A 23,601-nucleotide genomic window follows, 5' to 3' on the forward strand; every position below is an offset into this window, starting at 1 on the left:
CGAAAATCTGCGAAAACTTGCGAAAATTTACTAAGATTTGCTAAAAATTGCTAAAACTTGCTAAAAATACGCAATATTTTATTTTTGCAATCCAAGCAGTTCTCGAGGAGATTTGCACATAATTGGCAAATAAGACAGCACTACTACAGCAACAACTACAGCGCATACTATTGCAGAAACTCCAACAAAGCACTGCAAGTCTACTTGCACAATAAGTTTGTCCAAAGTTCTAGTTGCCAAAGTTGATTCAAGATTTCCACCAGCTTGACCCATAGTGCTCAAATCATCAGCAGCAGCGGATTTTACGGATCCAAGAGCTGCAGAACCCATCCACGGAGCTATGATTTTTGCAAAAAAGTACCCAACAACTAGCGAAGGTATTGCAATAAGTAGCACCTCGCTAACGTACTGACAAACTATAGACAGCTTGCTGTTGCCAATAGCAGTAAATACACCAATCTCATGGCGCCGCTCATTCATCCACAACAAAAGCACCAACCCAAGCGCAATAATAGCGAAAGATATTACAGCAATAGTCGTAATAGTCATCATTGAATGAACGCCTTTAGCGACTCTCAATAAGCCAGCAACGAACTGATCGTCACGAGTTAGTTGATAATTTTGCAAATCAATAGGCAATTTGGCAGCTTGCGCCATAATATTATCCGCATCCTCACCGCGCTTTACCCTAAAACTTGCGTCCTGATATATTTCTTTTCCTGGCTTATATTTATACAATTCGCGCGTAGTTTGCAAATCTGTATACACAGTATTGGCAGTAAGCTCCGCCCTAGTTGCAACGTGGCGCTTATTTGCTCCCGAATAAATTCCAACAATACGAGTTTTTACGGTTGCGGTTGATTGCCTAATATTGTCGGCATCGTAAGGATTAGCGCGAAGCGTAAGAACATCTCCTACATGTAATCCATTAGCTTTAGCGAGATCTTCATGAATAAGAGATGCGTGAACATTGCTAGCGAGCAAATGCTTACCTTTAGATACGTTTATTGCTTTTGTTTTAAACGCATTAAGAGCGGTAGAATTATTGGTTCCCTCAATATTAACTGCATTTCCAAACTGCTGCTCGCGCTTTTGATCATAATCCTGAACGCCTGGAATTCTCGCAGCTTTGGCATTAACCAAATCAGCTGTTACATTTTGGCGAACTACGTACGATGCAACTCCCTGCAACTTTGCGATTGCTTGCACATCTTTAGGTTTTACAGTTCCAGCTCCTCTAGGAGTTCCAGGATTTACTTGCGGATTATTTGCGAGTACGAAACTAGATTCCGCTTGCGATTCAACTTTTCGCACCTCGTTATTAGCAGCACTCGAAACGGCAGAAATTGCGAATAATAATGTTGAAATAAGAAATAGGACAATGAAAACTATTAATGTTTTTATTCGTTTCCTCAGAATGTAGCGTATTGCACGAGAGATAAACGTCATCGACTACCTTTCCACATTGAAAAAATAACTGTATATAGTATGCAAATATATAGTATGCAAATATATAGTATGCGAACATACGGTATGCCAGTATAACATATGAACACTTATAACCACAATATAAAAAAGCCGGCTCTACGATTTCGCGGGTCGGCTTTTTGCGCGAAATGAGGCTCTAGTGCAGTACGGTTCTGCGTGAGTGTCTCATTTAGCTTGTTTTGAGACATTGATGCAGTACGTTTCTGCATTACGGTCGGAAGATGCGCGAAATGAGGCTCTAGCGCAGTACGGTTCTGCGTGAGTGTCTCATTTAGCTTGTTTTGAGACATTGGTGCAGAAGAGTTACTGCGCTACAGTCGGAAGATGTGCGAAATGAGGCTCTAGTGCAGTACGGTTCTGCGTGAGTGTCTCATTTAGCTTGTTTTGAGACATTGATGCAGTCAGCGCTCGCGCTGATTAAGCGCTCGCTTACGAAACTCGCGTTGGAAGTCCACTGGACTTCCAACCTGAGCGAGTTTCCGCTCCGAGTTGCTTTCGCGCGCGCTGTGCAGCGCTCAAGCAGGTCGTCGCGCCGCACGAATGTCCGAAAATCGCAAAACAAAGACACTCGCGCAGTTTGCGTTCTGCACGAGTGTCAAGTCGGCAACGAGTTTAGTTAATACCTATCTTTAGTAATCTTGTTCTTGATACGTATTATTCTCAAACTTAATATTTACGTCGTCGCCTTTGATTTTAAACACTCCGTTGATGTGGAATCTCTGTATAGTTTTACCATCAGACCATTCGTCTTTGTTGCTAGCCTTACGACGGAACGTTACAGTTTCTTCAAATCCATCTGTAAAGAATTTTCCACCTTCTGCATCAAGATATGCAAGTTTAGGATATCCGTTAACACTTCTCTTAACATCCGAATACGAATAATCGTAAGCTGTAAAGAGTCCTAAGTTCCTCTTACGCAAGGAAGTACCGAAAGCACAAATCTTCGCAGGGACTGCTGATCCATTTGAAGCGCTAACGCACTGCTTAATTTGCTTTTTAACAGCATTGATAATTTTCTTCTCTAGCTTCTTGCTAGCATCAATATAAAATTCAGCCGACTCTGCACTTCCGTAGCTAGATGCAACAACGACTTCTTTAGGATCTGACACCTTCAACAATGGCGTGTCTATACTAGCCTCAACTCGATAAGATCCCGGATAAGTAGGGAATGAGTATCTAGTATATGCAGTTTCTTCGCTATATCCGAACTTGCCTTCCTTATTTAGTTGCTTCTTATACTGTGGTAAATCAATTAAATAGCCATTAATTTTAATCTTCTTAACACTATTAGGAACAGTTACATACATGGTGTTCACACGAGGATACAGCTTATACGACTTAAATATAAGCCACTCAGTTTTAGGGTAAGAGACTTGAAGCGACATTTTATTCTCTTTCCCGTTAATTTTGTAGGAGACTACACTGGAATCAAAGCTAACGTTGGTAATTACTGGATTTTCAATACGATTTTTAGCTTTCTTGCCGACTTCATTAGTCAAAAGAATACGGGAGCCTTCTTGAATATCGTTAGGAGACCATTCAACAAGTTTGCTTGCTTCCGTAAAGTCTCCGCTTTCCAAAGCGTTCACGTATCGTTTCATTGTAGCTTCTGGAGAATAAACATAGTTTTGAATCGCATAATATGCAGCACCAAGAGCTATTACCAAAACTCCAACTATGCTAAGAATAATTTTATTCTTTTTGCTCATCTTTACTGAAACTACATTAGAGTTATTTGAGAAATTCGCGTTGTTCGCGTTATTTGCGTTATTTGCGTTATTCGCGTTGTTTGCGTTGTTTGCATTATTCGCGTTGTTTACATTATTTGGCAAAACAGTGGTATTAGCTTGCGTCTGATACGTATTTACAGCAAACTGTTGCGTTTGAGATACAGGCTGATTAAATTGCGCTGCCGGCTGCTGTACGTTATCATTCTCTACTTTTGCGCCGCAATTTGAGCACCACGATGAACCGTTATCTATAGGGTTTCCACATTGAGTGCAATTCATATTTGACTCCTACTATTTCACAAAAGTGCCTAGCATATTATTCATACGCTAAGCACTTTTGAAATAAAATTTCTTTAAATTATTTTAAGATATTCTGCTAAACTAACGTAAATTTTACGAAAAATACTCTATTAAAAAGCTTTTATAGAATTATTTACATTAGATTAGCAAAATTCCTTTAGTGCAATAAAGCTCCGTACATTGCGGAAGAAATAGCACTTGTTACGATTCCCATCGTGACGCAGAATACGATAATAAGAATTATCGCAGCCACCAAAACGTAAATAACCCACAACCATTCGCGATCCATCTTACGCGTGCACTCAGCGTGAGATACGAAGGAGAATGGAAGAAGCAACGTCAAGAAGCCTGCAAAGATTTGCAAGAACACAGAAGGAGTCGAAAGAGTAAGAATGCCAAGCAATGCTGCGCAAATCTGAATTGTTACAATCGGCACCATCTTCTGAGCGAACTGAACATGCAACTGAGATGCAGACATTGGATCACCAAACATCTTTGCACCAATCAAAGCCACAACGAATGTCATGTAAACGCTAATCATTGCTGCGAAGAAAGCTGCAATGAATACAGAAATAGGCACGGAAACTCGTGGAGCAGAAATAGAACGCTCCAACATTGACGAAAGGAAGTTAGCACCAGCATTAGTAAAAGAGTTGAAAACATTGGCACCAGATTGAACCGTGCAATAAGTTTGGATTGCAGACACAAGCGCGCTAATTACAAACACAAGCACAGCGTACAAGCTAGATACATGGTACTGCTGGGAAGGCTTCTTGATTGCGCTAATAAGCCAATGGAAGAAGTGCATCATCTGTTCAGGATTAATCTGATTCGTTGGCTGAGTATAGTGAGGAGCACCTTGCATTGCTGGAGCCTGCTGCATCATAGGCTGAGCTGGCTGGGTTGGCTGAGTTGGCTGAGCTGGCTGAGCTGGCTGAGCCATTTGCGGATTCTGCTGAACGAACATTGGCTGAGCTTGATGCTGAGACACTGGTTGCATTGGCTGCGTTGGCTGTGGTTGAGTCGGCTGAGATGCATACTGCTGAGCTGGCTGAGAATTTGCAAACACAGGCTGAGCCATATGAACAGGCTGCTGCATTGGTTGAGCCATTGGCTGAGCCTGAGACACAGGCTGTACAGGCTGAGCTACTGGCTGAGCTACTGGTTGAGCGGCTTCAACATTATTACCGCAACCCTTACAGAATTTTGCGGAATCGTTGTTTGCTGTACCGCATTGAGAACAAACCTTCATTTGTCTCTCCTTTATTCAATGTAGTAAATACAAGCGCTCAAGCAGTAAATTGCAAAAGCACACATGAACATTCTATTACTACTATTGAAATGCACAAACCGATATAGCAATAATTTTTAAAACTTTAAAATCATATTGCAAAACCGAGCGTGCGAGCGGCAGCTACAGGAACCGCTTCATCAGCCCAATAATCTTCAAGATTCTCGTCTGTAGAAAGAGAACGCATTTCGGCGCGATCAATATAAAGCTCGCCACGAAGATGGTCAGTTTCATGCTGGAAAATACGCGCAGGCCATCCATGCAAGCGCTCGGAATGTTGCTTTCCGTCTTCATCTTGCCAAGTCGCTTGAATGTCAAGCCAACGCTGACGCACAGCTTGATAACCAGAAACGCTTAAGCAACCTTCGTAGAAACTACGAGTTTGAGTACCAATCGGCTCGTAGTGAGGATTAATAATAGCGCGGAACGGAAGCTCTGCAATATCGCGAGGATCGTCTTCATCGTCACGAACGTGATCTTCAATAACAGCAATAGCAAGACCCAAACCAATTTGCGGAGCTGCTAAACCTACGCCTGGAGCCTCAAGCATTGTGCTGTGCATAAGAGAAATAAGTTTCGTAAGAGTAGCACGCGTAAGCTGGCCGTCATATGCCACAGTGCGCTGGCGCAAAACAGGCTCGCCAGCTTGCACAATTGGCAAAATACCATCTTCTGTAGCGGAATCAAGCAAGCGCTCAACAGCGCGACTGAGTTTCGTATCGACACTTGCGTGATGCGTAAACATAGGTCTCCTTTTACCGTAGCGGCAATAGACGCGAAGTTGTATAAGAAAGTTTGAGCGGCACACGTTACGTACGCACATTGACGTTACGTGAAACAAGCACCAAGGTGTTAATTGTACCAAAATTATTTGCGCACTGCTAGAGCATATTGAAACGTAAGCAGACGCAAGCGCAAGCAAGCAAGCGCTATAGCTTCAAATTATCAACCACAACTTGGGCAAGTCGTGCGCAAACTTCGTCTGCTTGAGCTTGAGTTGCTGCTTCACACATAACGCGCACAAGAGGCTCAGTGCCACTTGGGCGAAGAAGAACGCGACCTGTATCTCCCAAAAGTTTCGACTCTTTCTCCACAGCTGCAAGCACGGCTGCGTTAGTTTTGGAAGCCATTTTATCTACATTTGGCACATTTACTAAGCATTGTGGCAATTGCGGGAAGTCGGCTGCCATTTGAGAAAGCTTCTTTCCGGAGCGCACGACTTCGCGGCACAAAGTCAAAGCAGTAAGAGTGCCATCGCCTGTGGTTGCAAATTCGCGATTAATTACGTGGCCGGACTGCTCGCCGCCAAGAGAATAATCATGCTTAAGCATCTCTTCCAAAACGTAACGATCGCCAACATTTGTTTGCACAGTCGCAATTCCCATATCTTTAAGCGCAAGCTTTAAGCCGAGATTGCTCATAACTGTAACTACAAGCGTATCGTGATTAAGCTTACCTTCAGCTTGCTTAGCGCGCGCAAGAATTCCCATAATTTGATCGCCATTAACCATATTGCCATTCTCGTCAACAGCTAAGCAGCGATCAGCGTCACCATCAAAAGCCACGCCTAAATCAGCCTTAGAAGCTTTAACCATGGCTTGCAATTGCTCAGGATGCGTGGAGCCTGCGTGATCGTTAATATTGTAGCCGTCAGGAGAAGCGTTAATTACGACTACTTCCGCGCCTGCGCGACGAAGAGCTTCAGGAGCAACAACGGAAGTAGCGCCGTTTGCGCAATCTGCCACGACGCGCAAACCTGCGAGCGGCTTCGGGCGTGTAGTGGAACCGTTGCTTAAAGGCGCAACTGCAGAAACCAAGTGATCAATATACAGGTTTGTTGCGGTAGTAGTATCGTGGCTAACTCGACCAACGCCGGCGCCGGTTGGACGCTCCCAATCTTGGCCAAGCACAGCCTCAATCTCATCTTCCTTGCTATCCGGAAGCTTAAAACCGCCGCGCGCAAAGAATTTAATGCCGTTATCTGGCATAGGATTATGAGATGCGGAAATTACGGCGCCCATTTCAACGTTTAGCACGGAGGTTAAGAACGCAACTCCAGGAGTTGGGATAATTCCGGCATCAATAACGTCGAAACCGCCGGCGCTCATGCCTGCAGCAAGCGCGGAAGCTAGAAAATCGCCAGAAACGCGCGTATCTCTGCCAACAAGCGCGCGGCGACGAGCGTGAGAGGAAGGATCGCTTTCAGTAGCACTAGACGCAACCGGCGCGTGCTTATCTCCCAAAACTCGAACCGCAGCGTCACCTAAATCTAAAGCAAGTTGCGCTGTTAAATCGCGATTTGCTAATCCACGCACGCCATCCGTACCAAACATTCTTGGCATAATAAAGCCTCTTTCGCAAAAGTCACTTTCTTTGCGCGCAAGCAAACAGCATTGCTTACTAGCGCATCACACACTGCTTGCTATCTTACTCGTAGCATTACATAACGCGCTAGCGCATTGGCCAAGCTAACCAGTAAGAGTTAAACCACCAAAAGAGACCCTAGTGCAGTACGTTTTCTGCACTAGGGTCTCATTCTGACTGTTTTGAGACACTGCCGCAGATTAGCAACTGCACTAATGTCTCATTCTGACTGTTTTAAGACACTGCCGCAGATTAGCAACTGCACTAATGTCTCATTCTGACTGTTTTAAGACACTGGCGCAGAAAACATACTGCGCCAATGTCCGAAATTTAGCGCAAGGAAGCGTTGTAGTGCTGCACTCTAAGCGTGCGGCGCGAAGAATCGAGGCCGCCGAGCACCATGCGGCGCAAAGCCTGATCCGCATCCTTATGCTCCTCCAGCCACTTCTCACCGCGCGCAACCAGCTCCTCAACCGGCGCGTGCACAGGATACAAGCCCTCAATCAGAGCCTCAGCCATGTGGAATGTGCGATTCTTCCAAACCCAATCAATATCCGCAAAGTAGCGCTCAACATAAGGCTTAACCAAATCGCCCTTAGCTGTGCTTGCAAAGCCTGCAACAACGGCACCCATTTGCATATTCGTCAAATCGAGATTGCGCAAAGCTTGATCCCAAGCCCAATCCTTAGCTTCTGCTGTTGCGCGCGCCGCACGAGCTTGGTAAGCGTATTCGCGATTTTCGGTAGTATCGCGCTTTTGAAGTTCCGCGTCAATTCCAGCTTCATCCAATTCGTTTACGCCTGCGAGCGCAATAAGAATGCTCCAGCGCAAGTCGTTGTCGATTTCCAAGCCTTCCAGATCCACGGATCCGTCGAGCAAGCCGTTAGCTACGCGCACAAACTCAGCATCTCCAACTTCGCCGTAGCCAAGATACGCCTTAAGCAACTGGAACTGTTCGTCCGAGCCTGCCGAAGCTGCCAAAGCCAACTGCCAGAGTTCGTGAGCAACATGCTTTGCGACTTCTGCTTGACGCTCAGGCACTACGTAGTGGCTTGCGGTTACTTTTACTTGACCAAGTGCGTATCGGAAAGTAGTTGATTCGCGCTCTGTTGCCAAAGCTTTAAGGCTGAGTTCCACGAAGCGTTCTGCTGGGAATTCTGCGTCGCGAGTCATATCCCACAATGCGAGCCAAATAAGCGAGCGAGTCAAAGAATCCTTGAAACGATACAAGTTTTCTGCAGCGAATTCAAGCGACTTTTCGTCGAAGCGAATCTTCGTATAAGTCAAATCGTCGTCGTTTACAAGAATAAGCGCAGGCATTTTCTCGCCGCGAGCTTCCGCAACTTCCGTCACTTCGCCGTCAACGTCGAGTTCGATTCGCTTCGTGCGCTTGATTTCGCCAGTTGCTTCGTCCAAATCGTAGAAACCGACGGCCAAGCGATGCGCGCGCAGAACAGGATGCTCAGCCGGCGCGCTCTGACGCAAACGCAAGGAGGCAATAGTGCCAGTGCCGTCGCTTGCTTCTTCAACTTCCGTAGAAATCGTGTTAATTCCAGCTTTTTCAAGCCACTGCGCGCTCCACGCCTTCAAATCGCGTCCGCTTGTAGTCTCCAATTCTTGAAGCAGATCCGCCAAAGTTGCGTTGCTGTAAGCGTGCTTGCTTAAGTAATTGTGGATTCCTGCAAAGAACTTTTCGCGACCAACGTAAGCTACGAGCTGCTTCAAAACGGAAGCGCCCTTTGCGTAGGTGATTCCGTCGAAGTTGACGGAAGTGTCGTTCAAATCATTGATTGGAGCAACGATTGGGTGCGTTGTTGGGAGCTGATCTTGATTAAGCGCCCAGCTTTTTTCGCCGGAATTGAAAGTGCTCCAAGCGTCGTGCCATTCTGTTGCTTCAGCGGTGGCAAGAGTTGAGGTGAATTCTGCGAAGGATTCGTTAAGCCACAAGTCGTTCCACCACTTCATTGTTACGTAGTCACCGAACCACATGTGTGCAAGCTCGTGCAAAACTGTTACAACGCGGCGCTCAGCGTAAGCGTCCGTAACTTTGGATTCAAACACGTACTGGTCGCGAATTGTAACCATGCCAATGTTTTCCATAGCACCAGCGTTGTATTCTGGCACGTAAATCTGATCGTACTTTGCGTACGGATATGGCACTCCCCAAGTCTTCGCGTAGAAAGCAAAGCCCTTCTTCGTAATATCGAACAAGTAGTCAACGTCTTTTGCGAAAGCATCTTTAAGCGCTTGACGGCAGTACATTGCCATTGGCACTACGCGACCGTCCTCGTTTTGGTATTCGGTGTGCCATCCAGCGTAAGGCCCTGCGCAAATTGCAGTTAAGTAGGAGCTCATTTTTGGAGTCGACTCGAACACCCAACGCTTCATGCCTTCTACAGCGCCGTTTTCCAAAGTGCCGGCTTCGGTTTCGCGGCCTTCCAGCGCGGTTTCGCTTTTAACCGGCATGTTGGAAGTTACAATCCAGCTTTCTGGAGCGTCTACCGTAAAGTCAAAAACAGCTTTTAAATCTGGCTGATCAAACACAGCATAAACGCGGCGAGCATCCGGAACTTCGAACTGCGTATACAAATAAACGTTTCCGTCGGAAGGATCCACGCTTCTGTGCAAACCTTCGCCCGTGTTGGAATACTGGCAGTTTGCTACAACTTCTACAGTATTGTGTTCAAGCAGATTTGCGAGCGCAATTCGGCTGTCTGCAAAAACTTTCGTAACGTCAAGAGCAGTGCCGTTTAATACAACGGATTCTACGCTATTTGCAATAAGATCAAGGAAGCTTTCCGAACCTGCTTTTGCGTCGAACTCAATTTTTGTGCGCGAAGTAAAATCGCGGCCACCCTTGCCTAAATCAAGCGCAACGTCGTAATGAATTGGCATTTTGATAGCGTCGAAACGCTCTTTAGCTTCTACGCGAGTAAGATTTGCTCCTGGCATATGTACCTTCCTTATATTTTTCTTATTTTTGATTATTTTTCCGATTATTTACGATTATTTCCGATTATTTCCGGCAATTTTCGAATAATTTCGCTTATTTTCGGCATGCTTGCGCTTAGTTTTGATTATTTTCCGAAATATCCGCAACTACCGGCACAAGCATAGGCTTCCTGCGCAACGCGCGAGCAACCCAACTACCCAAAGTGCGTCGCATAATCTGCTGCAACTTATACGTATCGTGCTCTCCGCGCATCATAGCGTCCTGCAATTGCTCAACAATTTGGTAACGAACCTTCTCAAAATCAGCTTCGTCTTCGGCAACAGCATTCAAGAAAATCTTAGGACCGGAAACCACGTTCGCATTCTCAGTATCAACTACAACAAAGCTCGAAACGAAGCCTTCTGTGCCCAAAATCCTGCGCTTTTCAAGCTCCTCGTCCGTAAGTTCGCCAACGGAATCGCCATCAACATAAACGTATCCGCAAGGCACAGAGCCAACAACTGCAGCGTTTCCGTGGTACAAATCAACCACATCGCCGTCTTCAGCCAACACAACATTCTTTGGATCAACGCCAGTTTTTACAGCAATCAATCCGTTTGCAACCAAGTGACGATGCTCGCCGTGAATTGGCATAGCGCATTTTGGCTTAACAATGTTGTACAAGTACAAAAGCTCGCCTTCATTGCAATGGCCAGACACGTGAATTGCCGCATTATCTTTATTAATTACGCGCGCACCAAGTTGCACAAGCTTATTAATAACTTTGTAAACTTCGTGCTCGTTTCCAGGAATAAGCGAGCTTGCAAGAATAACAGTATCGAATTCGTCAATAGTAATATCTTTGTGGCTGCCATCCGCAATTCGTCCAAGAGCTGCCATCGGCTCACCTTGCGAACCTGTGCACATGTACACGAGCTTGTCGTCCTGAATATCTTTTGCTTGCTTTAAGTCCACAACAGTGTTTTCAGGAATATGCAAGTAGCCAAGATCTGCCGCAATCGACATATTGCGAACCATCGAGCGACCCACGAACACAACTTTGCGCCCAAACTTGTGCGCTGCGTCAACTACTTGCTGCACGCGATGCACGTGGCTTGAGAAGCTAGCAACAATAATTTTGCGAGTTGCTGTAGCAAAAGCGCGATCCAAAGCAGGTCCAATAGAAGTTTCTGGCTTCACGAATCCCGGAACTTCAGCGTTTGTGGAATCTGCCATAAGCAAATCAATACCCTGCTCACCTAAGCGGCCAAATTCCACCAAATCTGTAATGCGATGGTCAAGCGGAAGCTGGTCGAGCTTAATATCGCCAGTATCAATAAGCGTTCCGGCTGGAGTTTTTACGCAAACAGCAAGCGCATCCGGAATAGAATGCGTTACTGTAATAAACTCAAGATTAAACGGGCCAACCTTCATCTTATCGCGGCCTTCAACGCGAGTAAGCTTCGGCTCAATATGATGCTCCTGGCACTTTGCTTCCACAAAAGCCAAAGTAAGCTTCGAACCAATAAGCGGAATATCCGGACGCATCTTAAGAAGATACGGCACTCCACCAATATGATCTTCGTGACCATGCGTTAAAACTAAAGCTTCAACTTTGTCAAGACGATCCTGAATATAGTGGAAATCAGGAAGAATTAAATCAACTCCCGGCTGCTCTTCTTCCGGAAAAAGCACGCCGCAATCAATAAGCAAAATATGACCGTTGTACTCAATTACGTTCATATTTCGGCCGATTTCGCCCAAGCCACCAAGCGGCACAATTCTCATTGAACCTTTGCGATATTTTGGCGGCGCAATAAGCGCACCTTCACGCTGATCGTTTACTACAGGAGGAAGCACTTTGCCGCTGCGACGAGCGGAACTAGCTTTTTCTTTACGAGTTTTTGTATTTTTTCTTAATTCAGTTGACATATTCATCTCACTACATCTTGCGCAATTGCGCACTGTTTTCTAGTGTACCGTTAGGACTCAACTCGTTAGTTTCTACACAGATGTAAAGAAACTATCGTTTTTTAAGCACGACTACAATAAACCACCCGAGTGCGGCTATAGGAATTGCCGCAAGCGTCGACATCCACGGCACCATCATGCCAGCGTGCGCACTCCACTCGTCAATCGCCGCACCCGCAGCCATCGACCCCAAAGAGCACCCCACAGCCGAGGCAGTCGGCAGCCACGAAAGCCCTTCCGTAAGAGACTCTTCCGGCACTGTTGCTTTCACAATAAGATTTCCAGTTGCGAAAATTGGCGATACGCAAAGTCCGGAAAGTACTTCAAAAACGCTCATAAGCATAAGCCGATCCAGATTAAGATTCATAAGCACGTAGCCAATAGTTAGCACAGTTAAGAACACAATAAGATGCGACCAGTTAGATCCGCGGAATTTACGCGATCCGAAAATTATTGCGCCCACAAGCGATCCGCACGCAAACAGCGCAAGTTGCATACCAATAAAATGCTCAAGTCCTTGCGCTTTCATAGCAGCCGTAACAGACACGTCAAAAGCGCTAAAACTCATATTAAACACAACGAACATAAGCACAAGCGGAATAATTCCGCGGTAAAGCAGCACGTTTTTGCCGCGCTTTTTTGGATGGTGATTATGCAATTGTTTAAGACTAAATTTGTCAATAAACTTGCGCTTAGAATTTTGTTTTTGCGATTCTAATTCGACTGCAGAGATTTCGTTTTCTTTTTGAGATGCGATTAATACGTCAACATCTTCAGCTGCAGCAGTTGGAACTTCCACTACTTTAAGCACTGCAGGCTGAGTATTTTTAAGCGAGAAGAACCACGCTCCGCCCAATCCGCTTGCAAATACTGGCACAAATAATTGCGAAACTGGATGCACGGAAGTTGCAAGCCAAGCTGCCAAAATAGGACCTAATATAAACACAATCTCATCAATGCCAGATTCCAAAGCATACGCTACGTTTAGCAAAGAATCGTCGTCTTCCGCACGAAGTGTATAAGCCCAACGCGTACGCACCAACGCTCCAAAAGCAAACTGCGTAACGCCCATAACAATCGCAAGCACAAAAAGAAGAACTAGCGGAACTCTAAATAAAGCAGCAAGCGCAAAAGAAAGCATTGCAATAACTTGCGCACTAAGAGCAATAACACCAACTTTGCGCTGACCAAAACGGTCAAAAAGCTTAGCATAAACCGGCGTTACTGCAGCTTGCGCAAGAACGTAGGATGCAGACATTGCTCCAGCAACAGTCCAGTTATTGTACAAATGATTAAGTGCAAGAACAATTCCTAAAGCAATCATCGACATTGGTAAACGTGCAATTGCTCCAGAAATGCAAAAAGCTCTAGCTCCATTTAGTGAAAATAGTCGCGCATATTGCGAAATTACTGTGGACTTCTTTCCTGTCGTTTGAGACGACATAAATTGTGTTACTCCTTTTTATTTTTTACGCTTTTTACGTCTTTGCGTTTTATTTTTTACGCTTTACGTCTTCGCGTCTTTATTTTTTACGCTTTAGTATTAGAACGCGCATTTGCACGTTTCGAACGCACCATCGGCTCCCCCGAATAAATATACAAATCTTCAACTAAAGATTTTGCGCGCTCAATATCGTAAGGATGATCTTTATGAAGCCAAGACGCGTCTTTACTAAGCCCGTGATAATCGTAAAAGCTCACATCGCAAGCAGAATCCGTGTGCAAATAGTAGCGATTTACGCCATTATGTCGCAACATGTGCATTGTGCGCCTCCACAAGCCGCCGCCAACACCATGACCGCGAGCATCCGGAGAAACTAGGAACAATTCCAATTCAGCTTGAGTCAAATCATTAATATGCGATTTTGCTTCAAGCTTAGTTTCTAAAGCGCGCATTGCGTACGCTTCTTCTAAAGCGCGCGCGTAATTTTCGTCATTTTGCGATTTCATTTCGCGCTCTTGCTCAAGAAGCATTCTTCTTATTTCTGGGAACATAACTGGAGCGTCAAAAACTCGCGCCAAAAGCAATCCCATAAATTTTCCGTCAACTTCAGCAATAGTTCCGTGCGTAGAAGGCTCTAAATAGTGCAAAACGAATCTGCGCGAAAGGCTTAAAGAAGCGTCCTGACCAACTTCTTTAGAAATGCCCCAAGTGCGCTCGTATTCTTTTACAATTGCGTCAATATCGCCTAATTTTACGTCGCGAAATTCTACAGTCATGACTTTTCCTTACTCATAATTCGTTTATGCGTCATCATCGAGGGAGATTAACGTGTCAGAATGTAACTCGGCAAGGATTTCATCTTTTGTTTTTGCTTCCGTTTTAATCTCTCGTTCACATTCATCCGCTATATTTACATAGTAAAGGGTGGCGTCGATAGCCTCAAGCGGCACATTCGTCATAAGCGAAAGTAGCAAACGATACCAGTCTAATTGACCAAGCTTAAGAGCAATATCTTGCGGATTCGTTGGTTTTTTGCCGGTTTTCCAATCAACTACCGTATATATTTTGCTCGGATCGTTCTCGTCTAAGCCGCCTGCAAAAACAGCGTCGAGTTTTCCGTTAATAATTTGATTGCCCAATTCTGGCACATGCGCCACGATTGGCTGCTCGGCTGCAATAGGACGACGATGCGCCCATTTTGAAGTAGCTAAGCGCTTTTCCCAAATTAACAATTTGCGTTCGGAAGAATTTATTGAAGAATTTATTGAAGAATTTTCGGAAGAATTTCCGGAAGATTTTTCAGCTTGCGTAATTTTTTCAATTTGCGCAAGTTTTTCAGAAATACTTTCAACAACATCATATTGCGCAGAATTTTGATTCGCGCATCTAGCCTTCACAAACTGCTCCGCCCAAGCGTGGAAGCGAGTTCCCAAACTTGCAGTCGGCGAAGAAATGCGCGGAATAGGGCGAATAATTGCCATCCACTCGTTTCGCAAACGCTTAGCATCCGCGTCATTAAAATCTTTATTTTCTTGCAAATAATCGCTATTAAACGTTGCTCGCCTTTGCACAGCCGTAACATTTACATTTTCGCCTTTAGAAAGCTGTTCCGCGCGGTTTTTCAGGGCATGAATATTGTGATACCAATCAATTTGCGGCATCAAATCAGCATCTTGCACTAAAGCTTGAGCGCGCGAAAGCAATAAATTATCTTCAGAAGTTTCATTATTTGCATTATTTTCAATATTTGCATTATTTGCATTATTTAATTCTGCAAAATCGGCATCTGTAGAAAGATTTTCGGTTATATCTGCAGATTTCCGCAAAACGTCCCTTATAGTTTTTGTCAATGAACTTGGCCAAGCTAATAGTTGTTTTCTATTCTCGCTTGGTATGCCACTTGGCTCGCTAAATAATTTCGCAAAATCAGAAGCTAAATCGCCCACAACATATCCCAATTCGCTAGAAGAATTCTTCACTTCAAAAGCTTCTTCGCCAAATTGTTTAATTGCGTCATTCATTTCATTCCAAAAAACGGAAGGCTTTTTTGCGCGAGAAGATGCGCTATTATCCGCCGCACTATTTGCAGAAGCCGCAGAATCACCAGCAGCAGCACCCGAATCACCAGCAGCAGCACCCGAATCACCAGAATCCGCCGCCGCCATAGCATTCGTATGGCTACAAGTCACAAGAGCCGCAAACTTCGCACGCGTCAAAGCAACATACATAAGATGCCGCTCGTCAATATGCAAAGCTCGCCCGCGCTCCTCTACTTGCGAAAGCGGCAAAGTGCCTGTTTTCATTGCAGCATCGTAAACTTCGCGCGCTTCTAAAGGAATCGCCTCCGCTGGAGCAGATTCGTGCTCGTAGAATTTTCCAGCCAAATCAAGCATTGCTTGCGCACGAGAGCCATATATTTCCGCGTCAATTTTTTCAACGCTTTCCATATTTTTTAAGCATTCTTGCGGATTCATACTTGCGATTAAATCCGCATCGTGAGGAAATCGCGGAAGAATATCCGCATCAACTCTCATCGGCGCAGGCACTTTCGATGCGATTTCAAGAGTTGCGTACGCGCTTTCAAAATACGCGTCATTTTGTTGCGTTTGCTTTACGCGCAAGCCGTCACCTTGATTGCTTGGAAAAGCACCCTCGTTAAGCCCCACAATCGCAACTGCCGGCCATTCCAAGCCTTTAGATTGGTGAATTGTCATCAAAACAACGTCAGCAGGCTCGTCAACCGACGCAGGCTGATCGTCAATTTTGTCAATATTTTGAATCCAATCCATAAATCCGCGCAAAGTAGGCTGCGTAAAATCGCTCATTTCCTGCAAATACGAATCTGCAAGCGTAAATATTGCGTCGGAAGTGCTGCGCATATCGTGCAACAATGTGGCATTAGTAGAATTGTTGTTCATAAGCGCGTTTGAAACAGCCACATCAATATCAATATTTAGACTTTCAATAGCTGTGCGCACAATGTCATGCAAAGAAGCAGATTGCGCGCGCTCGACAGCGTCCAAAATTTTCCCTACGCGAAGAACAGCATCATAAGCTTTAGTACTTAAAGTATTTTTAAGATTTGAAATACTAGGATCCGCGTACGCTTCAAGCAGAACATCCGCAATAAAAACTCCACCGTGAATACTATTCGTCTGCTCGCCTTTAGATTGCTGCTCTTGCACAATCTTCCCCCACTTTTCGCGAGGCGCTTTAGGATCAGCCAAACCAGCTTGCACTAAAGCACGAAATATGTATTCAATATTTTCCGAAGTTGCAATATTAGCTATAGTTTTTAAATCGTCAGTATTAAGCGAAAAACGAGGAGTTGCAAGAAGTCGCATTAAAGCTGCAGTATTCGTGTGATCAGCTGACACAGCAAGAAGAGATAGAACGTCTTTTACTTCCGGCTTTTCAAGAAGAGCAGAATATCCGACTGTTAAAGTGCGCAAACCTGCTTTTTGCAACGCTTCTTCGTATAACGCAATATTTGTTTTACTACGAAATAGCACTGCAACTCTAGCTGAAGTGGAATTTGCAGAATTTGCAGAATTAGCACCAGAATTTGCAGAATTAACAGCGTCTTTTTCGCATAACGCAGTATTTTTAACTTTATTAACAAATCGCACAACTGCTTCAATTTCTTGATATTGCGTAGGCGCATTTAGCACTGCCAACATGCCGTTTGGAGCATTTTCAAGATATTGCAAATTTTTAACTTCTACTTCTGTAGATAACGCGCTACTTTTGCGAAGTGCAGGCACGCGCAACGGCTTAGTAATAGCGTTTGCAGCTTGCAAAATAAGCCTAGAATTTCGGCGAGTTTGAGTAAGCGAAAATTCGCTTTCGCTTTTTATATTAAGCACTTGCTCAAGTTTTCTAAACGCACCAGAGCTAGCCCCTCGGAATGAGTAAATAGCTTGGAATGGATCGCCAACTGCAGCAATATGCGTTTGCTGATTAGAGTTGGAAGAGTTACTTTCAGCGCCTTCTCCACTTTCGTTATGAAACAGCGTTGCAATCAACATTGCTTGCGTAGTAGACGTATCTTGATATTCGTCAAGCAAAACTTGACTGTACTGCCTTCTATATTGCGCCGCAATCGAAGGAAAATTCGTAACCAAACGATAAGCAGCAATCGTAAAATCGCTAAATTGCGCCATATTTGCGCTTTTCTTTGCAGCGTCAAAAGCCAAAACTAAATCAAGCAAAGCTGCGCGCTTTTTAGCAGTCTCAAATAATTTATTACAAGAATCGTAACACGTATTTTTTAGCGTAATATTTAGGTATTCTACGTATTCTTTTCCGTAATTTACGCATTTTTCAAAATATTTTTCGTCTGTATCGTTTTTTCCGCGACGCAATTTAATAGCGCTCGGCTTTTTTGCAATAATTTCGGTTTTTGCAGCAGAATTAAGCGCTTTTTGCAAATGCTCAATCCAAGCATTATTCCACTTTTGAATTTCTAAAACCGCTTTAGAAGTGCTATCTAACGACTCCCCTTTGCTATTTACGCCAATCATTGAGCAAGAAATATCTGCAGCAAGCGCAAGAACGTCGTCAATAAGCGCGTCAAAACTATACCAAGAAAGCACTTCCGGATGCGTTGTAACGTAAGAATTTACTAAAGGTTTTATTAATTCGCGAGCGCCGGCATCGCTTAAAGGCTGCGTATTTTGATCAAATCCAACTAGCAAACCGTATTGGCGCACAATTGACTGGAAGAATGCGTCGTAAGTCATTACTTCCGGTTTTAAAAATGCGTTGGAAGTATTGATATTTTGCGATTGCGAAGTTGCGATAGTAGGCTGGCTTTCGCTAGAGTGCTGGCTTTCGCTAGAGTGCTGGCTTTCGCTAGAGTGCTGGCTTTCGCTAGAGTGCTGGCTTACAGCTTGCGCAACTCTTGCCAGCAATTCCGACGCAGCTTTATTCGTAAACGTAAGTCCCAAAATACTTTCTGGAGCAATTCCTCGATCAATAAGATCAATAACGCGGCGAGTCATTGTGTAAGTTTTGCCACTTCCGGCTCCTGCCACAATAATCATGTTTTTGTTTGCTGGAGCTTGAATTGCTGCAGATTGCTCAGCGCTATCCGTATTCTTTCGCAAAGATTTGCTATTGATTTTATCTATCATAATTGGCGTACCTCATATACAGTGTCTATAGAGCCTGCGCATGCTGGGCATACCTGTTTTGAACGGCAATATTTCAAATGCTCCGAAGTTGGGCGCGCAACAATTTGCCAGGAATTCGTTGCTGCAGCTGCATAAAAAACGCGAGAAATCATAGTAAGCGACCATTTTGCAGTTTCGCTTAAAGCTCTAAACGACTGCCAAGCTTCTTCGCTTACACCGCTCGGGCAAGATTTCATAATTTGTGCAAGATTTGGACAATCCATCAATCTCGACATTGTTTTAAAACCAACGCGAGTTTCAAGCGGCTGATTATTCAAAGCATTACCAACGCAAAGCGGCGGCTGATACACGTTTTCTGCCACATGATGATCTTGAGCCGGATAATCATTGCTCACCACATGGAATAGCACACTACGCGAAATTGTTGGCGCATTAAAGTCAGAAATAAGCGGATCTTTATCCGCAAAAAGTAAAGCAAGTTGATAGCAAACCAACTGTAAATCGTTAAAAACTCCCGTAGAAGGCGGAACTTTTCCAGTTTTGTAGTCAATTAAGCGAATATTTTTAGAACCGTCGGAATTTTTTCGCTTTTCCATGCGATCAATACGACCGTGAATATGCACTATGAGATTTTCGTTCGCGCCATCCGGCCAACCGCCAACTAAAGCGCCCATCAACTCGTAAACGTCATGCAATTTAATAGTTTGCAAATTCGAAGCTTTAAGCGCGTTATTTACAAGCATCGCAATATTCTCAAAACCAAAATGCGCGCTTGTTTTAAACTCGCAATATGCTTCTTGCAATACGCCTATGCTACTTTCCAAAGATTTTTCGCTTTTTGTAAGAGATTCCAGTACGCCTTCATCTGACTTTTTTGCGTCAAAATCGTAAGTTGATTGATCGTAAGACGTGACGAAATATTGCGCAATAGTGTGAAGAGCGCGAGAAATATTCGTTTCGCGAGCAAGCGCAGAATAACGCTCCCTGCTATTTCGAATATCGGCAAGTTCCGGAGCAATACTTGCGTAATACTTTTCCATAAGATTTGCGATTGCGTTGATTCGGCGCACTTGCGCAGAGTATGGGGAATATTCGGTTTCTGCAACTTCAGTTTCTGCAACTTCGGTTTCTGCAACTTCGGTTTCTGCAACTTCAGTTTCTGCGACTTCAGTTTCTGCAACTTCGGTTTCCGGCATATCGTAATGCTGATTTTCGCTCGCCCATCTTGCAGTTTCGTGAATTAACGTACCAAAATACGTTGCCGCACTTCCCGGCTGAGGCCCCGAAAGCTGGCGATTCAAAAGACCGCAAACCGGGCATGCCCACAAACTATCTACAGCAGAAGGAGACAAACTAACTACGCAAGAAGAATCTTCCGAAATATCAGCGCGCGAAGAAAAATCTTTCGAAGAAGCATCCTCAGAAGCAAAATCTTTCGAAGAAGAGGCCGTATTCTCCGTAGAATCTTTTGCAACATCGTTCATAAAATCCCACTGCGACGGATCAGCGCAATCAACTCCATACTGACGCAATAATTGCAAAGCTTTAGCGGAATCATAAATAACATCCGCAAATTCGGAGCTGTTTGAAATATCGGCACTGTTCGGAATATCGGCACTGTTCGGAATATCAGCATTATTGCAAGGCGACTTTCCGGCAACAACACGCGAAATTTGAGCGCGAGCAGCACAAACCAATCCACGCGCATCCATATCTAAACCTGCAAACGGAATTGTAATCTCCGTAAAAGGCGTGCGAGAATTTTCGTTATTGTAGTAGCGCTCAGGCAAATAATAGTAAAGAAAATCGCTCGGAACAGCACTATCGCTGTATTGCGCGCTAATATACAAACTTTCAGTCGCGCGCGTAATTGCAAGCAAAAAGCTGCGCTGCTCGCCTGCAAAAACAGCAGATTTATCGTTAGAAGAAAGAAGATTTGCGGATATAAATAGAGGAGATTGCGAAGCCGAATCTAATTGCGAAGCCGGTTTTAATGACGAATCTGAATCTAATTGCTTTTGACTCATAGCGCGCAACTTCGAATCCAAAATAATATTCGCTAAACTTTCCGCGCCAAACATTGTGCTGCGCGATGCAAGATTTGGCCACACGCGCTGTTGCAGAGTAGGGATCCACACAAGCGGCCAATGCTTTCCCAAAGCCCCAGCAGGAGTAGTAAGAGTTACAGCATCCGGCACGGGAGCAACTTTAGCTAAAGAATCCGCCTCAATTTCCATTCCGCGCACTTGAGCTATAAAATCTGCAATATTTACAATATTTTCCTGATCAAAAGTATCGTCAGGAAAATTGTTGTACGAAAATTCGGAAGAAAATTCGGCAGAAGATTCGGAAGAAAATGCTGCAGAAAATTCTGCAGAAGCGTACGAAGAAGATTCGGAAGAAGCGTACGAAGAAACGTAATCGAAAAGCCGCATTGCAGCATCAAGGCGATCATTTGCGCGTCTGCCTTCGCTATTGTGCTGCAAAGCCGCGCGCTGCCAACGCTCCGCAACATTACAAATATTCCAAGCCTCGCCAAGAGCATATTGAGCATTTAGCAAATCAGGGTGATTTTTAAAGCGCAAAGCCAAAGTTTGTACATTCTTCCACATTTTTACGAAAGCAGTAACATTCGGATTTCGAGGTGCCATATTTTGCAATATTTGTAAAATTTGGGAAGATTCTGGGCCATCTGGATTGTCTGGATTGTCTGGATTGTCTGAAGCGTCTGAAGCGTCTACACAATGTGCAACATATGCAACACAAAGCAAATAGCAAGCATCTAAAGAAAGCGAGCGCGTATCTTCACTAAAATCGCTACTTAAATCGCTACTTAAATCGCTACTTAAATCGCCTTCAATAAAGCGATTATCAACTGAAATTTGCGCAGAATCAGCATTAGAACGCAACGCATTTTGCAACTTATTCCTAAAATCACACCACGTATTCATAAGATTTCGCAAAGGAATATTTTTAATTTCAGCAGAATCATCTTCGTCTTTCTTAGCATCCAAAACCGCCGAAAGCGAAGCAATAGAGCGCATTAGCGACTCAACCGAGTGCAACTTAGCAGGAGAATCCGAATTATCCTCAGCGTAAGAACCAGCGCGCATTTTGGAACCAGCGCGCATTTGAGAAATTGAAGCAAGCGGACTATCCATAATATTTTGCACTCGCAAACGCACCCACGAAGCCAAATTTTTTAAGCTTCTTCCGGAATTTAGCTTACCTGCAATTCCCAAAAAACCAGAATTCGCAAACTGCGCCAACTCAATAATCGCAAATAATCCTTGCACAAACGGCTCGTCTTTTAAAGGGCGAGTTACTAAGGAATATCGCACAGGAACGCCGTCCGCGCGAAGCTGCTCGCCAAAAAGACGAACGGTGGAATTATCGTGCGCAATAAGCGCCATATCGCTCCACTTTCGCTTGTTATTTACGTGAGATTGCTTCATTTGCCAAATAACAGCGTCCAATTCCTCGCGCTGAGAACGGTACAGCGCAGTATTTACGGTTCCGTCTTCGTTTATGCGTAAATATTTTTGCGAATCTTGAGAATTGTGAATATTGTTAATCTGATTTAAAGATTGTACCGGAAATGCTCCAGCAAAAGACGGCATTTTCCAAGGGCGATTAGGAGTTGCGATAGAAGAATCCAGTTGAGAAGAAAGCGAAAGAGAAACGCGGGAAGCGAGCAAGTCTAGCATTGAGGAAGCTTTAGGGCGAGAATTAGGGCGAGCTTCGAAAGTTGAGTCGGAAGAAGCGGAAGGAACGGAAGAAACCGAAGAAGCCTCATATTCTAGCGTTTGCTCAGCCGCATTCAAAACGTTCAAAGCCGCCGAAATAGCGTAATCCGGGTACGCTCCCCTAAACGACTGCACGGACTCATCCGGATTCGCAAGCAAAACCAAATGCGTGCCGAGACTGCTCAAAGTTTCCACAAAACTTAAACCAGCCAAAGTAATATCTTGATAATCGTCAATCACAAGAAGAGCCGGAATTTCCGAATTTACAACGCTCTGCTCACCCAACTCGCGCGCCGCTTTCGCACCCTCAACCAAAAGCTTAGAAGTGTCAAGGCGGAAGGAAGACTTATAAACGTCGGCAATCATTTTCCTATACTCATTGCGAAGCGCAAAAACCAAACGCCATTGCGCGCGACGACGCTTAACAAGCACAGTTGTTTGCAAAATATCGCCACTTTTAGCGCGAGACTGAGCTAAATCAAGGGAATTGAGAATATCTTGCTCTTTAAGGTTGTTGCTAATTGCAGGATTGTTGCTAATTCCGGGTTCGTCGCTAATTCCTAGCTCACCGCTAATTCCTAGTTCACCGCTAATTCCTAGTTCATCTAAGCGCGCAAGCATATCTCGCAATTGATGCATAAAAGCGTTGCTAATGTTGGAAGAATTGGCGGAAGCGGCGGAAACGGCGGAAGCATTTAACTCGCCAGCGCAAGTCAACGGATTAACCCAAGTAGACGTACCAAAATACTCTTCAAAAAGTGAGCATACTGCGCAATCGCCATTATCTCCGCGAATAACATGCTCAATATGTGCGCGCACAACATTGCGAAGAAGAGCATCCTGCTCAGCACCGTTAAGAAGCTTCGGCGAAGGCAAATTCTGCGACTTGCAATTTGCGGAAATAATACGGAAAGCAAGCGACGCCAATGTTCCAACATGCCTAGACTGCTCACTTACACCAATAGAGCGAATAATAATATTGTCAATATTCGCAGCCAGCGTGCGGTTTTGAACAGCCATCGCGGTGATTTTATGCGGCCAACGCTTGTAACCAGCAATCGCGGCGCGCACAGCAAACTGCGTTTTACCAGTATTTGGCGCACCATACACAAGCAATGCGCAAGTCGCGTTTCCGGAAGAATTGCGTAAAGTGCCGTCAAATAGCGATTGTAATGCAGTATGCTCACTCATACACTCAAT

Annotated in this window: 11 protein-coding genes; all 11 read right to left on the reverse strand. The window is 44.5% G+C overall.

Annotated elements, in window-relative coordinates; translation table 11 throughout:
- Positions 1 to 78 precede the first annotated feature (78 nt).
- Positions 79 to 1,449: an ABC transporter permease gene (locus tag ACTJLE_RS02360; protein ID WP_481267285.1), complete on the reverse strand. Its 1,371-nt coding sequence runs from the start codon at positions 1,447 to 1,449 to the stop codon at positions 79 to 81.
- A gap of 668 nt (positions 1,450 to 2,117) precedes the next feature.
- Positions 2,118 to 3,497, reverse strand: coding sequence for a zinc ribbon domain-containing protein (locus ACTJLE_RS02365; RefSeq protein WP_481267286.1), 1,380 nt, complete (start codon positions 3,495 to 3,497; stop codon positions 2,118 to 2,120).
- Positions 3,498 to 3,675: 178 nt separating this feature from the next.
- Complete coding sequence (locus ACTJLE_RS02370) at positions 3,676 to 4,770, reverse strand: DUF6574 domain-containing protein (protein ID WP_481267287.1); 1,095 nt, start codon at positions 4,768 to 4,770, stop codon at positions 3,676 to 3,678.
- Positions 4,771 to 4,900: 130 nt separating this feature from the next.
- Positions 4,901 to 5,554, reverse strand: a complete 654-nt coding sequence (locus ACTJLE_RS02375; protein WP_004107289.1) for a peptide deformylase — start codon at positions 5,552 to 5,554, stop codon at positions 4,901 to 4,903.
- A 184-nt stretch (positions 5,555 to 5,738) separates the two neighbouring features.
- A complete protein-coding gene (gene glmM, locus ACTJLE_RS02380) occupies positions 5,739 to 7,151 on the reverse strand; it encodes a phosphoglucosamine mutase (protein WP_481267288.1) in 1,413 nt (470 codons plus the stop codon).
- A gap of 352 nt (positions 7,152 to 7,503) precedes the next feature.
- A complete protein-coding gene (pepN, locus tag ACTJLE_RS02385) occupies positions 7,504 to 10,125 on the reverse strand; it encodes an aminopeptidase N (protein WP_481267289.1) in 2,622 nt (873 codons plus the stop codon).
- 115 nt (positions 10,126 to 10,240) lie between these two features.
- The gene (locus ACTJLE_RS02390) at positions 10,241 to 12,043 is read right to left on the reverse strand and encodes a ribonuclease J (protein WP_481267290.1); all 1,803 of its coding nucleotides are present in this window, start codon (positions 12,041 to 12,043) and stop codon (positions 10,241 to 10,243) included.
- Positions 12,044 to 12,128: 85 nt separating this feature from the next.
- Positions 12,129 to 13,520, reverse strand: a complete 1,392-nt coding sequence (locus ACTJLE_RS02395) for an MFS transporter (protein ID WP_481267291.1) — start codon at positions 13,518 to 13,520, stop codon at positions 12,129 to 12,131.
- Positions 13,521 to 13,606: 86 nt separating this feature from the next.
- Entirely contained in the window at positions 13,607 to 14,296 is a 690-nt protein-coding gene (locus ACTJLE_RS02400) for a GNAT family N-acetyltransferase (RefSeq protein WP_481267292.1), read from the reverse strand.
- A 24-nt stretch (positions 14,297 to 14,320) separates the two neighbouring features.
- Positions 14,321 to 18,655 (reverse strand): ATP-dependent DNA helicase, encoded by a 4,335-nt coding sequence (locus ACTJLE_RS02405; RefSeq protein WP_481267293.1) that lies wholly within the window; start codon positions 18,653 to 18,655, stop codon positions 14,321 to 14,323.
- Positions 18,652 to 23,592 (reverse strand): PD-(D/E)XK nuclease family protein, encoded by a 4,941-nt coding sequence (locus ACTJLE_RS02410; RefSeq protein ID WP_481267294.1) that lies wholly within the window; start codon positions 23,590 to 23,592, stop codon positions 18,652 to 18,654. Before ACTJLE_RS02410 ends, ACTJLE_RS02405 begins: the two co-directional genes overlap by 4 nt.
- Positions 23,593 to 23,601 lie beyond the last annotated feature (9 nt).

It is taken from the genome of Gardnerella sp. CCPDSM (genome assembly GCF_056754715.1).

Excerpts from the sequence above, each read along its gene's own strand:
- ACTJLE_RS02360 (WP_481267285.1), bottom strand. The coding sequence starts at position 1,449 with ATGACGTTTATCTCTCGTGCAATACGCTACATTCTGAGGAAACGAATA.
- ACTJLE_RS02365 (WP_481267286.1), bottom strand. The coding sequence starts at position 3,497 with ATGAATTGCACTCAATGTGGAAACCCTATAGATAACGGTTCATCGTGG.
- ACTJLE_RS02370 (WP_481267287.1), bottom strand. The coding sequence starts at position 4,770 with ATGAAGGTTTGTTCTCAATGCGGTACAGCAAACAACGATTCCGCAAAA.
- ACTJLE_RS02375 (WP_004107289.1), bottom strand. The coding sequence starts at position 5,554 with ATGTTTACGCATCACGCAAGTGTCGATACGAAACTCAGTCGCGCTGTT.
- glmM (WP_481267288.1), bottom strand. The coding sequence starts at position 7,151 with ATGCCAAGAATGTTTGGTACGGATGGCGTGCGTGGATTAGCAAATCGC.
- pepN (WP_481267289.1), bottom strand. The coding sequence starts at position 10,125 with ATGCCAGGAGCAAATCTTACTCGCGTAGAAGCTAAAGAGCGTTTCGAC.
- ACTJLE_RS02390 (WP_481267290.1), bottom strand. The coding sequence starts at position 12,043 with ATGAATATGTCAACTGAATTAAGAAAAAATACAAAAACTCGTAAAGAA.
- ACTJLE_RS02395 (WP_481267291.1), bottom strand. The coding sequence starts at position 13,520 with ATGTCGTCTCAAACGACAGGAAAGAAGTCCACAGTAATTTCGCAATAT.
- ACTJLE_RS02400 (WP_481267292.1), bottom strand. The coding sequence starts at position 14,296 with ATGACTGTAGAATTTCGCGACGTAAAATTAGGCGATATTGACGCAATT.
- ACTJLE_RS02405 (WP_481267293.1), bottom strand. The coding sequence starts at position 18,655 with ATGATAGATAAAATCAATAGCAAATCTTTGCGAAAGAATACGGATAGC.
- ACTJLE_RS02410 (WP_481267294.1), bottom strand. The coding sequence starts at position 23,592 with ATGAGTGAGCATACTGCATTACAATCGCTATTTGACGGCACTTTACGC.